A 15838-nucleotide genomic window follows, 5' to 3' on the forward strand; every position below is an offset into this window, starting at 1 on the left:
GATGACCACCCGGGTACGCCCGCTCTGGATTGCCGTGTTCTCCGTGGCGTGGCTGGGCTACTGGATGGCCAATCTGGTTCCACTGCAGCTGCTTCTGCCCGAGCGTTTGCAGGAGATCGATCCGCAATCGAAGGTGTTCGACTTCGCGGTGATCAACGCGGTCTCCGCCGTGGTGCTCCTGATCGGTCTACCCGTGTGCGGGTCGCTGTGCGATCGAACACGCAGCAGGTTGGGGCGACGGCGCGTCTGGTTCGGCGGCGGTGTCCTGTTCTTCGCCGGTGGGTTGGTGGTCACCGGGCTGCAGAGTACCGTCCTCGGAATCGGGACGGCGTGGTCGGTGGCAATGCTCGGATTGAGTGCTGCCACAGCGGGTTTGACGGCCGTGGTGGCCGATCGCGTGCCGGACGAGCAGCGCGGAACGGTGTCGAGTGCGATCTATGCACCGCAGGCACTGGGCGTGGTGGCGGGCCTGGCGCTGGTGTCCACGCTTGCTCTGTCGGTGTTGGGCGGGTACTTCGCCGTGGCGCTCGCCCTGGTGGTCTGCTCGGTGCCGTTTTTGCTGACGTATCGCGAAACCGGTGCGCCGACAGCGCTGTTGAGTCTGCGCAGCATCGTTGCCTCACTTCTCGATTCGTTGCGTCACCGCGACTTCGCGTGGGCCTTCGGGGGTCGAATCCTGGTCAACGTGGCCAACTCGCTCGGCACCTGCTACCTGCTGTTCTTCCTCACCGATGGTCTTCGAGTCGCCGATCCGACGGGATCGCTGCTCGAGGTGACCGTCGTCTACCTGATCGCCTGTGTGGTGTGCACGTTCACCTTCGGGCCGTTGTCGGACAGGATGCGTCGCCGAAAGATCTTCGTAGCGGTTGCGGCATCGATGCAGGCCGTCGCCGGCTTCGTCCTGGCTATACATCCCACGATGGATGCGACATTCGTCTCGGCGGCGTTGCTGGGCGGCGGATTCGGCGCGTACATGGCCGTCGATCAGGCACTGGTGACCGGGGTTCTTCCGTCCGCCGACAGTCGGGCGACCGATCTCGGCGTGATGAACATCGGGGCGATCGTTCCACCTGCCCTGGCTCCGCTGCTCGCGAGCGTGTTCCTCTCCACCGTCGGTGGATACCCGGTGCTGTTCGCGGCGGTGGGGATACTTGCGGCGCTCGGGGCCGTGGTGACCTGGCAGGTGAAATCGGTGCGCTGATCTCTCAGCGGCGGTGACGAAGCCCCAGCACACGGTCGATCAGCGGCATGACCCACCGTCGGCGTCGCAGCGTCACCAGCTCGAATCCGGGGATATCGAACAGCTTCGTGACGCGGCTGTGCGTGCGGCAGAATTCTGCGAACCCTTCGTCGCCGTGTACCCGGCCGAAGCCGCTGGCACCGACGCCGCCCATCGGAACCGATCCCATTCCGGCGAACGCGATCACCGAGTTGACGGTGACCTGACCGCACACCAGCTGCGCCGCAATCTCTTTGCCGTGCGTGCGGGAGAACACCGATGCGCCGAGGGCGTACCGATGATCGTTGCTCAGCTCGATCGCCTCCTCGATGCTGTCGACCTCACGGACGGTGACCGTGGGGCCGAACGTTTCCTCGCGAACGGCCGAGCAGTTCTCGGGCGTGTCCACCAACACGGTGGGTCCGACGAATCGCTCGCCGATCGACGGCAGTCCGCCGATCAGTGCTCGGCCACCGGCCGCCTCGGCATCGGCGAGGTGGCGCCGGACGATGTCGATCTGGCTTGGCATGGTCATCGGTCCGTAGGTGGCCGGCGCATCGCCACCGGGCGCGATGGCACGGGCGTGCTGCACGAGGGCCCCAGTGAATTGTGCTGCGACACTGCGCTCGACGTAGACCCGCTCCACTCCGACGCACGTCTGGCCGCCGTTGGTGAATGCACCCCACGCCACCGCCTCGGCAGCCGCTGCGATATCGGCGTCGGCTGCAACGATCACCGGATCCTTACCGCCGCATTCGAGAACCACCGGCGTGAGCGTCTCGGCGCACGTGGCCATGATCTTCGATCCGGTTCTCGTCGAGCCCGTGAACGCGATCTTGTCCACGCCCGAGCGGCACAGTGCGGCACCGGTGTCGCCGTATCCGGTCACCAGAGACAGAATGCCGAGCGGGAGAGCAGGATTGGCCTCGTGGAAGGCGCGGACGTAGCGGGCCGCCACCGCGGGGGTGTACTCGCTGGGCTTGAACACCACGCAGTTGCCTGCGGCCAGAGCCGAACCGATCGCACTGTTGGGGGCATAGAGCGGGTAGTTCCACGGGCCGATGACGCCCACGACGCCGAGAGCGACCTTGTCCACGTGTGCGGAGTAGTTCGCCAGCAGCAGGCCGGGGTTCACTCTGCGTGATCGCATGAGTCGCGGTGCCTGCTTTTCCGCCCACGCGATGTGTTCGAGGGTCAGGACGATCTCCAGTAGCGCATCGTCGGCCGGTTTGCCGTTCTCGCGATGGATCAGATCGATGAATTCGGCGCGGTGACTCCAGATCTCGTGTCGCCAGGCCCGCAGGTGCCGGGCGCGAGTTCGCGGCGGTAGTGCCGCCCAGGTGCGCTGCGCCCTCCGCGCGAGGCCGACCGTTCGCGCGACGGACTCCGCCGAATCGATGGTGAACGAGGCGATCGGGCTGTCGTCGATGGGCGAGATCGAATCGAAGGTGGCTCGCGTACGGACCTGGCTGGTCACAGGGAAGCTCCGAGCGCATCCTTCGCAACGTGGGCGTCCCGCAGTTCGCGCTTGAGGATCTTGCCTGCGCCGCTCATGGGCAGTGCCGTGACGAACTCGATGGTGCGCGGGGTCTTGTATCCGGCAACGAGAGTGCGGGTGTGATCGCGGAGCTCCTCGACATCAGGCGAGAACCCCTCGGCCAGCACGACACAGGCGTGAACGCGTTCGCCCCACTCGCCGTCGGGAACACCGATCACGGCGCACGCCAGCACCGAGGGGTGCAGGCTCAGTGCGCTCTCGACCTCGGCGCTGTAGACGTTCTCGCCGCCGGTGATGATCATGTCCTTGAGTCGATCGACGACGAACAGGAATCCGTCGGCGTCGAGGTAGCCGACATCTCCGGTGTGCATCCAACCGTCGCGAACGGCCGCGGCGGTTTCGTCCGGCTTGTTCCAGTAGCCCAGCATCACGTGTCCACCGCGAACGCAGATCTCGCCGACGGACCCGGTGGCCAACTGCTCGTCGTCCGGGCCGAGAATCTGGATCTCCGAGTGCGGGGCCGCGCGACCGGCCGAGCCGATGCGTTCTCCCACATGGTGTTCCGGCCAGAGCAGCGACGCGACCGGTGCGAGCTCGGTCATGCCGTATGCCTGAGTGAGGCGGGCCTGCGGGAGTCGGGCGAGGGTCCGCTCGAGGACGCCCGCGGAGATCGGGGATCCTCCGTACAACACGCGGCTGAGCGAGGAGGTATCGAATTCGCTCAGCGTGGGGTGATCGACGAGAAGCTGAATCATGGTGGGTACCAGCAGCACATCGGTGACCGAATGCGTCGCGATGGCACCGAGCACGGCAGTCGGCTCGAAGAACGGAACCATGACGTGGGTGCCGCCGAGCATGACCTGACCCACCCATGCGGCCAGATCGGCGAGGTGGAACATCGGCGCGGCATGGAGCAGGATCGACGCGTCGTCGAGCAGCTGTCCGGTCGCCACCGTTCCCAGGCCCGAGGTGACGAGGTTCGCGTGCGAGAGCATGACGCCCTTGGGGAAGCCGGTGGTGCCACCGGTGTAGAACAGGCCGGCAAGGGCGTCGCCGCTGCGTCGCGCGTCGGGAACGGGATCGTGGGACGAGATGAGGTCCTCGTACGAGACCATGCCCTCGGGGGTGGCCCCGTCCCCGCAGTAGACGATGGTCTGCAGGCCGGCGCATGCGGGGCGCAGTGCCGGGACCATGGCACCGAAGGTGTCGTCGACCAGCAGAACCTTGGTGTCGGAATCGTTGAGTGCGTACGCGACCTCCACGGGCGACCACCGGATGTTCACGGGGTTGAGCACGGCGTCGGCCCACGGCACCGCGAGCAGGTACTCCGAGTACCGGTCGCTGTTGAATGCCAGCATCGCAACTCGATCGCCGGCCTCGACGCCGATGGAGTGCAGGCCCGCAGCCAGTCTTGCCACTCTGTCGAGTTGCTCGGCGAAGGTACGAACGCGATCGCCGAACACCGTTGCTGCCCGGTTCGGTGTGGTCGACGCGGAGCGGTGAAGGCCCTGAGTGAGATACATGGCGAGTCCCTTGTGCGAGTGGGGGGCGAGGGTGCCCGAGGTGAGTACCGCCACAGTTCCACCTTGTTGGCACAGTGTCAATAGGAGATACGGGCGGTTACCACTCGCAAGGACCGCCGAAATGGATTGTCCGGCTAACGGTCTCGGGCGTCGTCCAGGGAGCGCGCCGTGCCGAGGACGGTGACGAGCACATCGGTCAACAGAATCTCGACCTGCTCGCGCGTCAGTGTGCCGCGCACCAACCATTCGCGGCCCGCGGCCTTGACCATGCCGCCGAACGCGCGCACGGCCGAGGTAGCGATTCGACGGTCACCACCCCTGCCCTCGAATGCCGTTGCGTCCAAGACGCGTTCGGCGGCCAGGTCATCGGCCTCGTCCAGAATCCGAGCAACCTGCTCGTCGACACCCGATCCGCTCGCCACCGACACCCAGGCCGTACCGTGCGTCTCGATGACGCCGACCAGCCAGTGGACGCTGCCCCGGGCCCGGTCCTCGAGCGAGCCTGTCGGCAGGTGCACGTCCTCGATCGGCGGCACGGTGACCAGGAAGCGAACGCACTCGAGGTACAGGTCGCGTTTGCTTCCGATGTAGTGGTGGATGAGCCCGCGTGCGACGCCGGCCGAGGCAGCGACGTCCGACATCGAGACCTCGGCATAAGGCTTGTCGCCGAACAGGCGAACGGCCGCGGCCAGAATCTGCGTCCGTCGCTCGTCCGGTTCCAGTCGATTCCACTTGGGTGTACTTGCAGCCGGCATGGTTGTCATGATTGCACCGAACCGACGTCGCGAGGCGTCAGAGGTACCGCTCGGTGCGGGAGCGCAGTGATGTCGGCACGACGAACCGGTCGCCGTACCGTGCCTGCAGGTGGTCGGCCCGCTCGACGAATCCCCGAATGCCGCCGTCGAACTGATTGACGAACTGCAGCACGCCACCGGTCCACGCGGGGTAGCCGATGCCGAGGATGGAGCCGATGTTCGCATCGGCGACGGTCCGCAGGACACCCTCGTCCAGGCATGCGATCGAGTCGAGCGACTGCGCGACCAGCATGCGATCCATCATGTCCTCGAACGGAATTCCGTGATCGGGACGGTGATAGTGCTCCACCAGGCCCGGCCACAATCCTGCCTTGGTGCCGTCCTCGGTGTACTCGTAGAAGCCGCGTCCCGCCTTGCGTCCGGGGCGATCGAATTCGTCGACCAGGCGATCGACCAGCGCATACGAGTTCGAGACGATCCACGGTCGACCGTCGGCGCGCGCGGCCTGCGCCATGCCCTCGCGGATGTGCCGAGACAGGGTCAACGAAATCTCGTCCATCAGGGCCAGCGCACCGGACGGATAGCCCGCCTGGAGAGCGGCCTGTTCGACGGTGGCCGGATGCACGCCCTCGGCGACCAGCGAGATCGCCTCGTCCATGAACCGGCCGATGACGCGGGTGGTGAAGAAGCCGTGACTGTCTCCGACGACGATCGGGGTCTTGCCGATCAAGCGAACGAAGTCGAATGCGCGGGCGAGCGCGGAGTCGCTGGTGTGTTCTCCCACAACGATTTCCACCAACGGCATCTTGTCCACCGGGGAGAAGAAGTGCGTGCCGATGAAGTCCGAGGTGCGCGAGACTCCCGTCGACAGTTCGGTGATGGGCAGTGTCGAGGTGTTCGAGCACAGCAGTGCGTCGGCGGTCAGATACTTGTCGACCGCCTCGAACGCACCCTGCTTGACGGCGGGATCCTCGAACACGGCCTCGACGACCAGATCGCAACCCTCGGCATCGGCCGCGTCGGAACTGGGTGTGATGAGCGCGAGCACCGCATCGGCCTCGGCCTGGGTCTTACGTCCCTTCGCGACGGCCTTGCCGAGAATCGAACGCGCGTAATCCTTGCCGCGCTCGGCGGATTCGATCGAGACATCGCGCAGCACGACGGGAACCCCGGCCGAGGCGACGACGTAGGCGATGGCAGCACCCATCATTCCGGCACCGATCACCAGGACCTTCTCGGGTACTCGGTGCGGTTCGGCGCTCGGACGCGAGCCGCCCTTGTGGATGGATCCGAGATCGAAGAACATCGATTGGATCAGATTGCCCGAGACCGCTCCGCAGGCGAGCGAGGTGCAATGCCGGGTTTCCACCAGCGAGGCCGACTCGAAGTCGAGTACCGACCCTTCCACGGCCGCAGCAACCACCGCGATCGGAGCGGGCATGGGTGCGCCCTTGACCTGCTTGCGTACCGTTGCAGCGAAAGCGGGCAGCTGCGCAGCCAATGCGGGTGAGGCTGCGGTGCCGCCGGGAATCGTGAATCCTTTCTTGTCCCAGGGCTGTGACGCTTCGGGATTGGCGAGAATCCAGGCACGTGCACGTGCCATCATCTGCTCGTCGGTGTCGACGACCTCGTCGATCAATCCGAGTTCGAGGGCCTGCGTCGGCCGATACCGCTGGCCCTGGCCCACCACCTGTGTCAGAGCCTTGACGATGCCGAACATCCGAACCGTCCGGGTGACGCCGCCGGCCCCGGGGAGCAGCCCGAGAGTGACCTCGGGAAGCCCGAAGCGAGCTCTGCTGTTGTTCAGCGCAATTCGATGATGGCACGCCAGCGCAATCTCGAAACCGCCGCCGAGTGCGGTACCGCCGAGCGCAGCCACCACGGGCTTGCCCAGCTTCTCGAGGCGACGAAATTTGTCCTTGGTGAAATCGAGGGCGTCGGCGATCGCCGCGTGGTCCGACGGACCGGCGTCGCGCAGCAATTCCAGATCGCCACCGGAGAAGAACGAATCCTTGCCCGAGGTGACGATGATGCCGTCGAACGCATCGAGGTTGGCCTCGAGCCAGTCGATCGTCTGCTCGAGTGACTCGCCGAACGCGGCGTTCATCGTGTTGGTGGACTGCGTGGGGTCGTCCATCGTCAGCACGAGTACGCGGTCGTTGCCGATCTCGCCGGTGATCGTGGGGGTCCGCAGAGTTGCTGTGGTCATCGAGGTCCTCGGGTCGTTGTTCTCTCGCGGGATGGTCACAGGCGCTCGATGATGGTGGCGACGCCCATTCCGGCACCGATGCAGAGTGTGATCAGTGCGTAGCGCTCGCCCCGACGTTCGAGCTCGTCGAGGGCCATTCCGGTGAGCATCGCGCCCGTTGCGCCCAGTGGGTGGCCCATCGCGATCGCGCCACCGTTGACGTTGATGCGTTCGTGGTCGATGTCCAGCTTCTTCGCGTAATTGAGTACCACCGAAGCGAATGCCTCGTTGACCTCGAACACCGCGATGTCGTCGAGAGTGAGCCCCGCCGCAGCGAGCGCTTTGTGCGTGGCCGGAACCGGGCCGGTGAGCATCAGCGTCGGGTCCGATCCGGCGACGACCCCGGCCACGACGCGTCCGCGCGGGGTCAATCCGCCTGCGCGACCGGCCTCTTCGGAGCCGATCAGCACCATCGCGGTACCGTCGGCGATGCCGGAGGAGTTCCCGGCGTGGTGGACGTGATCGATGCGCTCGACCTCGGTGTACTTCTGCATCGCGACGGCATCGAACCCGGCGAGCGCCCCCATCCGGGCGAACGACGGTGTCAGGGTGGCGAGATCGGCCATGGTGGTCTCGGGTCGCATGATCTCGTCGTGATCGAGCATCAGCCGGCCGTTCGCGTCGAAGACCGGGATGACCGACTTCTCGAAGTGGCCCATCGACCAGGCGTGTGCCGCGCGCTGCTGGCTGCGCACCGCGAAGGCGTCGACCTCGTCGCGGTCGAACCCCTCGATCGTCGCGATGAGGTCTGCACTGACTCCCTGCGGCACGAAGTAGCTGCCGTAGTTGGTCAGCGGGTCGCACGGCCAGGCACCGCCGTCCGCCCCGAGCGGGACACGAGACATCGATTCGACGCCACCGGCGACGATGAGCTGATCCCAACCGGACCGAACGCGTTGCGCCGCAGTGTTGACGGCCTCCAATCCCGATCCGCAGAAGCGGTTGAGCTGAACGCCGGCGACACTGTCCGGCAGTCCGGCAACCATCGCGACCGTCCGGGCTATATCGCAGCCCTGGTCGCCGACCGGGGTGACGACACCGAGCACGACGTCGTCGATCAGGCCAGGATCGAGCTGCGAGTGGCGAGAGAGCAACGTGGACAACGTGTTCGCGGCCAGATCGACCGGTTTGACGGTGTACAGCGAACCGGAGCTCTTACCGCGGCCACGTGGGCTGCGAACCGCGTCGTAGAGGAATGCCTCCATGGGGTGCCTTTCTGGGGCAACAAGATTGCCGAGTACTACAGGGAACGAGAGATGAGGTCTTTCATGACTTCGTTGGCACCGGCGTAGATGCGCGCGATGCGGCCGTCGACGAACATGCGAGCGATGGGGTATTCCTCCATGTAGCCGTACCCACCGAAGAGCTGCAGGCAGCGGTCGACCACCTCGAACTGTCGGTCGGTGGTCCAGTACTTGACCATCGCTGCGGTGGTGACGTCGAGGCTGCCCGAGATGTGCTGTGCCATCGCGTCGTCGACGAAGGTGCGGACGACGCGGCCGATGGTGGCGCATTCGGCGAGCTCGAACTTGGTGTTCTGCAGATCGAACAGTGTCTTACCGAAAGCGTTGCGCGACTTGGTGTATTCGACCGTCTGTGCGACGGCGGCATCGATCATCGCGGCGGCGGCGATGCCGCAGATGAGGCGTTCCTGGGGGAGTTGCTGCATCAACTGCGCGAAGCCGCGGCCTTCTGTTTGGCCCAGGAGATTTGCGGCGGGGATGCGAAGCCCGTCGAAGGTGAGTTCGGCTGTGTCCTGGCCCTTCTGGCCGATCTTGTGCAGCACGCGTCCGCGGTGGAAGCCCTCGGTGTCGTCGGAGACCTCGGCGACGAGCAGTGACAGTCCCCGGGCTCCCGCGGACGGATCGGTCTTGGCGGCGATGATGATCAGATCGCAGTGAGCTCCGTTGGAGATGAACGTCTTTCCGCCGGTCACCACGTAGTCGTCCCCGTCACGCACTGCGCGGGTGGTGATGCCCTGCAGATCCGAGCCGGTGCCCGGTTCGGTCATGGCGATGGCGCCGATCCACTCTCCCGAGCAGAGCTTCGGCAGCCACTGCTGCTTCTTCTCCTCGGAGGCGTAGGCCAGGATGTAGTGCGGAACGATGCCGCTGTGCACGCCCAGCTGCATGGACGAGTCGCCGGAGCGCACCTGCTCGGAGAACAGCACCGCCTCGTGGCGGAAGTCGCCCCCGCCTCCGCCGTACTGCTCGGGTACCGACATGCCCAGCAGTCCGAGACTGCCTGCGGTGCGGTAGACCTCGCGGCTGGGGCGTCCGGCAGCCGCGAACTCCTCGCGGTGGGGCGCGACTTCCTTCTCGAAGAATCCTCGGGCGAGCTGTCGCACGTCGGCGAGCTCGGTGGTGAGGTCGCTGGGGGTGCGGTCTGCGAGTGCAGTCATGGTGGGTCCTTGGCTCGAAGCGCACCTGTGGGTTATTGGCGCTGTGCCAATAATGATGGCGCGGGGTTGCCGCGGATGTCAACCAGGTAGTGCTCCCCGGGGACTGCTGCCGGAGTTCTAGCTGTCGACCGAACGCAGCAGTGCCACATCCGAGACGAGTCGGATGTGGTCGGCCATGGCCCGTCCTGCCTCGGCCGGATCCTGATTGCGCACGGCCTCGGCGATGCGTCGATGATGCTCGAGCGAGGCCTGTGGACGGTTCGACTGCGACAGCGATTCGATGCGGGTCTCGCGAATGAGACCGGCGATTTCCCCCATGAGCCTGGCGAGCAGCGGTGAGTGTGCCGCCTCGGTGATGGCGTGATGGAACAACTCGTCGCCGGAGTCTCCTCGATCGCCGTCGGTGATCTCGGTGGCCATGACGGACAGGGCGTGGTCGATCGCGGCCATTTCACTGTCGCTGCGACGCGTGGCAGCGAGTTCGGCGAGCTTGACCTCGAGTGCCTCGCGGGCCTCGATCACCTCGGGTAGCCGGTCTGCGTGCTCGCGTAGAGCACGAATTGCCATGTCTCCCACGGGCCGTCGTACGAGCACTGCGCCGTCGCCGTGCCGGACCGACAGGATGCCCTGTACTTCGAGGGCGACGAGGGCCTGGCTCAGAGATGCTCGACTGACCCCGAGGTGTCCGGCCAGTTCACGCTCGGGCGGAAGTCGATCGCCAGGGTTCATCTCACGGTCGGCGATGTGCTTGCACAGCTGTTCGACGATGACCTCGTACAGCCGTGGTCGGGTCACGGGGCGAATTTGCTCAGCCACTGTGTCACTCGCTCTCTGTTCCTCTGGACCTCCACCCTAGTCGCCGCAACGCACGTAACGGCGGACACATCGGGGGTTGACAAGTGATCCACTTCACTGGTTGAGTCCTATTGACTCAGTGGCCAGTCCAATTAGCCACTGGAGATCCTGGGCAACCGCTCGGGTGACACCACAGACGGACCGGAGACCTTCGATGTCGACCGAGTTGATACCCATCCTTGCGCTCGTCGTCATGTTCCTCGCCGCAACCGTGTTCCCCGTGAACATGGGCGCGTTGGGGTTCGTGGCGGCGTTCTTCGTCGGAACACTTGCCGTGGGCATGGGTGCCGACGACATCATTGCCGGCTTCCCGAGCAGTCTCTTCCTCACGCTCGTCGGCATCACCTACCTGTTTGCCATCGCGCAGAACAACGGCACGGTCGACCTGCTGGTCCGCGGAGCCGTTCGACTCGTCGGAGGCCGGGTGGCACTCATTCCATGGGTGATGTTCGGCATCACCGGAGTCCTGACCTCGATCGGTGCGCTCGGACCGGCCGCGGTGGCCATCGTCGCCCCGATCGCCCTCGGATTCGCCGCGCGCTACAAGATCAACGCCCTGCTCATGGGCATGATGGTCATCCACGGCGCGCAGGCAGGCGGATTCTCGCCCATCAGCATCTACGGTGTCACGGTCAACAACATCGCCGCCAACGCGGGACTCGTCAACAGTCCGCTCACACTCTTCCTCGGCAGCCTGTTCTTCAACGCCGCAATCGGTGCTCTGCTGTTCATGTTCCTCGGTGGCCGCTCCCTCATCGGACGCAGCGTGCACGACGAGGACGGCACGCGTCCCGATGGTGACACCGGCGGAGTCGGCGGTTCGGGTTCGCGAACGGTCATGCGCGGCTTCGGTGCGTCGACGCCTCGTCCGTCCGGTCAGACGGTCACGGTCGAGAATGCGCCACCCCTGGCCACCGCGGTCAAGGCCATCACCTTCGATCAGATTCTCACGCTCGTCGGCCTGGCCTCGCTGGCTCTGTTCGCCCTCGTGCTCGACCTCGACGTCGGATTCATCGCGATGACGGTGGCCGTGATCCTCGCACTCGCATCGCCCAAGGCCCAGAAGGGCGCGATCAACCAGATCAGTTGGTCGACGGTGCTGCTCATCGGTGGCGTGCTCACGTTCGTCGGGGTGCTGCAGGAAGCCGGAACCGTCGAGTACGTCGGCGATTCGGTCGCCAGCATCGGCATCCCGCTTCTGGTGGCGCTGCTGCTCTGCTACATCGGTGCCATCGTCTCGGCCTTCGCGTCGTCCACCGCGATCCTCGGCGTCACCATCCCGCTGGCGGTTCCGTTCCTGCTCGCCGGTGAGGTGGGAGCCATCGGAGTCATCGTGGCTCTGTCCATCGCATCGACCATCGTCGACGTCAGTCCGTTCTCGACCAACGGAGCCCTGGTGCTCGCCAATGCCCAGGACATCGACCGCGACGTCTTCTACAAGCAGATCCTCAAGTACAGCGCACTGGTGGTGGTCATCGGCCCGCTGATCGCCTGGGCATTGCTGGTCGTACCCGGCTGGATGTAGCGGTACTGCAGCTGAAAGCAGACGCTCGATGATGGCGGCACGTGTGTTCGACGTGCCGCCATCACGCGTCTGAGCTGGGCAAAGGCGCGTACATCGTTACTTGACATCGCCGTGGTTCGCTGGTCCAATTGAATTGGCTAGTCCACTGGCCCAGTAATCCAATCGGACTTCGGGTCCGGCTCCCACCTCGCTTCGACGTAAGGATCAATTCGATGCCCCTCAACACGACAGGCAGAACCGGACCGCTCGAAGGCACCGTGGTGGTCGATCTGACCCGCGCCCTGGCCGGTCCGCATGCGGCGATGATGCTCGGCGACCTCGGCGCAGACATCATCAAGGTCGAGACCCCGAAGGGCGGCGACGACACCCGCGTCTGGGGTCCCCCCTTCGTCACTCCGCGCGATGCCGAGCGCGAGTCGACGTACTTCCTCTCGGCCAATCGCAACAAGCGGTCCATCGCGCTCGACCTCAAGACCGACGACGGCCGAGAAGCGTTGGAGCACATGATCGAACGGGCAGACGTACTGCTCGAGAACTTCCGTACCGGTGTTCTCGACCGACTCGGCTTCTCGCCCGAGCGGATCGCCGAGATCAACCCGCGCACAGTGGTGCTGTCGATCAGCGGCTTCGGTCACGACGGCCCCGAGGGCGGCCGCTCCGGCTACGACCAGATCGCTCAGGGTGAGGCCGGGCTGATGTCCTTCACCGGCTCGGGTCCCGAGGACGTCCAGCGCGTCGGCGTTCCCATCGCGGACCTGCTGGCCGGAATGTACGGAGCTTTCGGCGTTCTCGCTGCACTGCGTGAACGCGACCGCACCGGCCGCGGCAAGGTCGTCCGTACCTCGCTGCTCGCCAGCGTCGTCGGAGTGCACGCCTTCCAGGGCACCAAGTGGACCGTCGCAGGCGAGGTCGGCGCGGCGCAGGGCAATCACCACCCGTCGATCTGCCCGTACGGATTGTTCCCGACATCGGATGGCGCAGTGCAGATCTCGGTGGGCAGCGAGGGACTGTGGCATCGGTTCTGCGAGGGTTTCGGCATCGACCCCGATCTCGAAGGCATGGCCACCAACCCGCAACGGGTGAACAGTCGCGACGATGTCATCGAACTCGTGTCCAAGATCTTCCGCACGTACGAGACCGAACCGCTGCTGGCCCTTCTCGACGAGATCGGTGTTCCCGCAGGCAAAGTGCGCAACGTCCAGGAAGTCTACGAGTGGGAGCAGACCAAATCCCAGGGCCTGCTGGTGGACGTCGAGCACGCGACGTTGGGCACGGTGACACTGCCGGGACCGCCACTGCGGTTCTTCGAATCCGACGGCACCGAGGTCACCGAAACCAATCACCTGGCACCGCCGGTGCTCGGTGCCGACGACGAACTCGTCCGCGACTGGCTGAAAGAGGCGACACGATGACCAGAATGACCGCCCTCGAACTCCTCGATCTGGTGATCGATTCCGGCAGCTTCGACTCCTGGGACACCCCGACGGCCGACTACGTCATCGACGACGAGTACGCAGGCGAACTCGCCGCGGCACGCGAGAAGACCGGCCTGGACGAGTCCGTGCTCACCGGCTCCGCGACCATCCGCGGCCGCAAGGTGGCCATCCTGCTCGGCGAGTTCGCGTTCCTGGCCGGCTCGATCGGGGTCGCGGCGGGCGAGCGCCTGGTCAACGCCGTACACCGCTCGACCGACGAGCGGCTGCCGCTGCTGGCGCTGCCGACGTCCGGCGGAACCCGAATGCAGGAGGGCACGGTCGCGTTCTTGCAGATGGTCAAGATCACCGCCGCGATCACCGCGCACAAGGCGGCGAACCTGCCGTACATCGTCTATCTGCGGCACCCCACCACCGGCGGAGTGTTCGCGTCCTGGGGATCGCTCGGTCACGTCACCGTCGCCGAGCCCGGTGCTCTCGTCGGATTCCTCGGCCCCCGCGTTTACGAGGCGCTCTACGACGCGAAGTTCCCCACGGGTGTGCAGACGTCGGAGAATCTCCAGGCCCACGGGCTCATCGACGCCATTCGTCCGCCCGAGCAACTCGGCGAGATCGTCGATCGCGCTTTGCGGATCATGACCGACATCCCGTCCTACCGCCCACGCACCGTCGAGGCGCTCGAATGGAAGATCGAGGACGTACCCGCGTGGACGTCCATTCTGGCCTCGCGCAGAGCCGATCGCCCCGGGGTCCGTGAGCTGCTGTTCAGTACCGCAGCAGATGTGCTGCCGCTCAACGGAACCGGTCAGGGTGAATGGGATCCGGGCCTGATTCTTGCCCTCGTCCGGTTCGGCGACATGCCCTGTGTTCTGCTCGGGCAGGACCGACGCGGTCAGACGACGAAAACGCCGCTCGGTCCCGCAGCGCTTCGCGAGGCTCGACGCGGAATGCGTCTGGCCCAGGATCTGAAGCTTCCGCTCGTCACCGTCATCGACACGGCGGGTGCCGCACTGTCGAAGGAGGCGGAGGAAGGTGGCCTGGCCGGCGAGATCGCACGGTGCATCGCGGACATGGTCGACCTCGAAACCCCCACGCTGTCATTGCTGTTGGGGCAGGGAACCGGCGGCGGCGCACTCGCTCTGGTGCCCGCGGACCGCGTTCTCGCCGCCCAGCATGCGTGGCTCTCGCCGCTGCCGCCCGAGGGGGCATCGGCCATCGTTCACCGCGACACCGCCCACGCCGCGGAGATGGCGACGAAGCAGGGAGTGCGCTCGCTCGATCTCTTCCGAGCCGGCGTTGTCGACATCATCATTCCCGAATTGCCCGACGCGGCAGACGAATCGCAGCAGTTCTGCGACCGGGTGGGTGCGGTACTGCACCGGGAGCTCGCCGAACTGATCGCTCAGGACCCGTCGATGCGGATGATCGCCCGAGAGAAGAGATTCAACAGAATCGGCTTCGCGGCCGCCGCGGTGTAATTCCCGCCGAACTCGAAGTTATGGACGGTTTTCGGCCGAAATGTATCCATAACTTCGAGTTCGGCGGGTGGTCGGGGAGGCTATCGTCGTCCGGGTGGCGGGCAATGCGCGGGATCCAGGGGTGTCGGTGGCCTCGCGGCTGCTGGCGCTTCTGGCTGTGTTCGACGAGAAGACCCCTGCGCTGACGCTGTCCGAACTGGCCGACGGCGCAGGCCTGCCCATCGCCACCGCGCATCGGATGGTGCGTGAACTGGTCGACTGGGGCGCGCTCGTTCGCGGCGAGGACGGCCGCTACGTGGTGGGGCGTCGACTGTGGAAGTTGGGATTGCTGGCACCGGATCAAGCCGATCTGCGAGAGATCGCCTCACCGTTTCTGCACGACATCTACGGCGCGACACTCGCCACGGTGCATCTGGCCATTCGCGACGGCGACGAGGTGCTCTATCTCGACCGGCTTGCCGGGCACGCGTCGGTGCCTGCGGTCAGCCGGGTCGGAGCGCGTCTGCCCCTGTATGCGACCGGAGTCGGCAAGGTGTTGTTGGCCTACGCCCCGCGTGAGGTGCACGACCGCGTGTTGAGGAACCTGACCCGCATCACCGCGTACACGGTGACTCATCCGGGGAAGTTGGACAGCGAACTACGCCGAGTGCATCGCGAGGGGTATGCGCAGACGGTCGAGGAGATGACGCTGGGGGCGTGTTCGGTGGCCGTACCGGTCCGCGGCGAGGGCGAACGAGTGGTGGCGGCGTTGGGAATCGTGGTTCCGAGCATCGGACGAGATCGAGCCAGACTGGTTGCCGCTCTGCAGGTTGCCGCGCGAGGAATCGAGCGAAGTCTGCGGGGATGAGATCGATGTTTTCGCTGAGTGGAAACATGGTCTTGTTCGCGGCCCCGATGCGCGGT

12 protein-coding genes are annotated in these 15838 nt (G+C 65.7%); 5 read left to right on the plus strand and 7 right to left on the minus strand.

All coding sequences use genetic code 11. The features are described 5' to 3' along the window. The first annotated feature begins 1 nt into the window (after nucleotide 1). Nucleotides 2–1201, plus strand: coding sequence for an MFS transporter (locus R3P95_RS17230; RefSeq protein ID WP_149407150.1), 1200 nt, complete (start codon nucleotides 2–4; stop codon nucleotides 1199–1201). Nucleotides 1202–1205: 4 nt separating this feature from the next. On the opposite strand, the gene R3P95_RS17235 is transcribed toward R3P95_RS17230, so the two are convergent. From R3P95_RS17235 to R3P95_RS17265, 7 genes are all read right to left on the minus strand, one after another. Next, on the minus strand, nucleotides 1206–2696 hold the full coding sequence (locus tag R3P95_RS17235; RefSeq protein WP_149407151.1) for an aldehyde dehydrogenase family protein: 1491 nt from the start codon (nucleotides 2694–2696) through the stop codon (nucleotides 1206–1208). Continuing rightward, nucleotides 2693–4240 (minus strand): long-chain-fatty-acid--CoA ligase, encoded by a 1548-nt coding sequence (locus tag R3P95_RS17240; protein ID WP_149407321.1) that lies wholly within the window; start codon nucleotides 4238–4240, stop codon nucleotides 2693–2695. Before R3P95_RS17240 ends, R3P95_RS17235 begins: the two co-directional genes overlap by 4 nt. Nucleotides 4241–4374: 134 nt before the next feature. Continuing rightward, nucleotides 4375–5004 carry a TetR/AcrR family transcriptional regulator gene (locus R3P95_RS17245; RefSeq protein WP_188078763.1) on the minus strand — a complete coding sequence of 210 codons (630 nt, stop codon included), beginning with the start codon at nucleotides 5002–5004 and terminating at the stop codon, nucleotides 4375–4377. Between the two features lie 28 nt (nucleotides 5005–5032). After that, nucleotides 5033–7204, minus strand: coding sequence for a 3-hydroxyacyl-CoA dehydrogenase NAD-binding domain-containing protein (locus R3P95_RS17250; RefSeq protein WP_149407152.1), 2172 nt, complete (start codon nucleotides 7202–7204; stop codon nucleotides 5033–5035). A 35-nt stretch (nucleotides 7205–7239) separates the two neighbouring features. Then, complete coding sequence (locus tag R3P95_RS17255; protein WP_149407153.1) at nucleotides 7240–8448, minus strand: acetyl-CoA C-acetyltransferase; 1209 nt, start codon at nucleotides 8446–8448, stop codon at nucleotides 7240–7242. A gap of 35 nt (nucleotides 8449–8483) precedes the next feature. After that, nucleotides 8484–9644 carry an acyl-CoA dehydrogenase family protein gene (locus R3P95_RS17260; RefSeq protein WP_149407154.1) on the minus strand — a complete coding sequence of 387 codons (1161 nt, stop codon included), beginning with the start codon at nucleotides 9642–9644 and terminating at the stop codon, nucleotides 8484–8486. Nucleotides 9645–9761: 117 nt separating this feature from the next. Beyond that, nucleotides 9762–10460: a FadR/GntR family transcriptional regulator gene (locus R3P95_RS17265; RefSeq protein WP_149407155.1), complete on the minus strand. Its 699-nt coding sequence runs from the start codon at nucleotides 10458–10460 to the stop codon at nucleotides 9762–9764. A gap of 193 nt (nucleotides 10461–10653) precedes the next feature. Between R3P95_RS17265 and R3P95_RS17270 the strand changes: the two genes are divergently transcribed. From R3P95_RS17270 to R3P95_RS17285, 4 genes are all read left to right on the plus strand, one after another. Beyond that, complete coding sequence (locus R3P95_RS17270; RefSeq protein WP_068054349.1) at nucleotides 10654–12024, plus strand: SLC13 family permease; 1371 nt, start codon at nucleotides 10654–10656, stop codon at nucleotides 12022–12024. Between the two features lie 212 nt (nucleotides 12025–12236). After that, nucleotides 12237–13436 (plus strand): CaiB/BaiF CoA transferase family protein, encoded by a 1200-nt coding sequence (locus R3P95_RS17275; protein WP_094669687.1) that lies wholly within the window; start codon nucleotides 12237–12239, stop codon nucleotides 13434–13436. After that, nucleotides 13433–14935: a carboxyl transferase domain-containing protein gene (locus tag R3P95_RS17280; RefSeq protein WP_094669688.1), complete on the plus strand. Its 1503-nt coding sequence runs from the start codon at nucleotides 13433–13435 to the stop codon at nucleotides 14933–14935. The genes R3P95_RS17275 and R3P95_RS17280 overlap by 4 nt, the downstream gene beginning before the upstream one ends. A 94-nt stretch (nucleotides 14936–15029) precedes the next feature. Further along, on the plus strand, nucleotides 15030–15782 hold the full coding sequence (locus R3P95_RS17285) for an IclR family transcriptional regulator (protein ID WP_068054358.1): 753 nt from the start codon (nucleotides 15030–15032) through the stop codon (nucleotides 15780–15782). The last annotated feature ends 56 nt before the right edge of the window (nucleotides 15783–15838 follow it).

Origin of the sequence: Rhodococcus cercidiphylli (genome assembly GCF_033042225.1) — a bacterium.
GTDB lineage: Bacteria > Actinomycetota > Actinomycetes > Mycobacteriales > Mycobacteriaceae > Rhodococcoides.

Excerpts from the sequence above, each read along its gene's own strand:
- R3P95_RS17230 (WP_149407150.1), top strand. The coding sequence starts at position 2 with ATGACCACCCGGGTACGCCCGCTCTGGATTGCCGTGTTCTCCGTGGCG.
- R3P95_RS17240 (WP_149407321.1), bottom strand. The coding sequence starts at position 4,240 with ATGTATCTCACTCAGGGCCTTCACCGCTCCGCGTCGACCACACCGAAC.
- R3P95_RS17245 (WP_188078763.1), bottom strand. The coding sequence starts at position 5,004 with ATGACAACCATGCCGGCTGCAAGTACACCCAAGTGGAATCGACTGGAA.
- R3P95_RS17250 (WP_149407152.1), bottom strand. The coding sequence starts at position 7,204 with ATGACCACAGCAACTCTGCGGACCCCCACGATCACCGGCGAGATCGGC.
- R3P95_RS17255 (WP_149407153.1), bottom strand. The coding sequence starts at position 8,448 with ATGGAGGCATTCCTCTACGACGCGGTTCGCAGCCCACGTGGCCGCGGT.
- R3P95_RS17260 (WP_149407154.1), bottom strand. The coding sequence starts at position 9,644 with ATGACTGCACTCGCAGACCGCACCCCCAGCGACCTCACCACCGAGCTC.
- R3P95_RS17270 (WP_068054349.1), top strand. The coding sequence starts at position 10,654 with ATGTCGACCGAGTTGATACCCATCCTTGCGCTCGTCGTCATGTTCCTC.
- R3P95_RS17275 (WP_094669687.1), top strand. The coding sequence starts at position 12,237 with ATGCCCCTCAACACGACAGGCAGAACCGGACCGCTCGAAGGCACCGTG.
- R3P95_RS17280 (WP_094669688.1), top strand. The coding sequence starts at position 13,433 with ATGACCAGAATGACCGCCCTCGAACTCCTCGATCTGGTGATCGATTCC.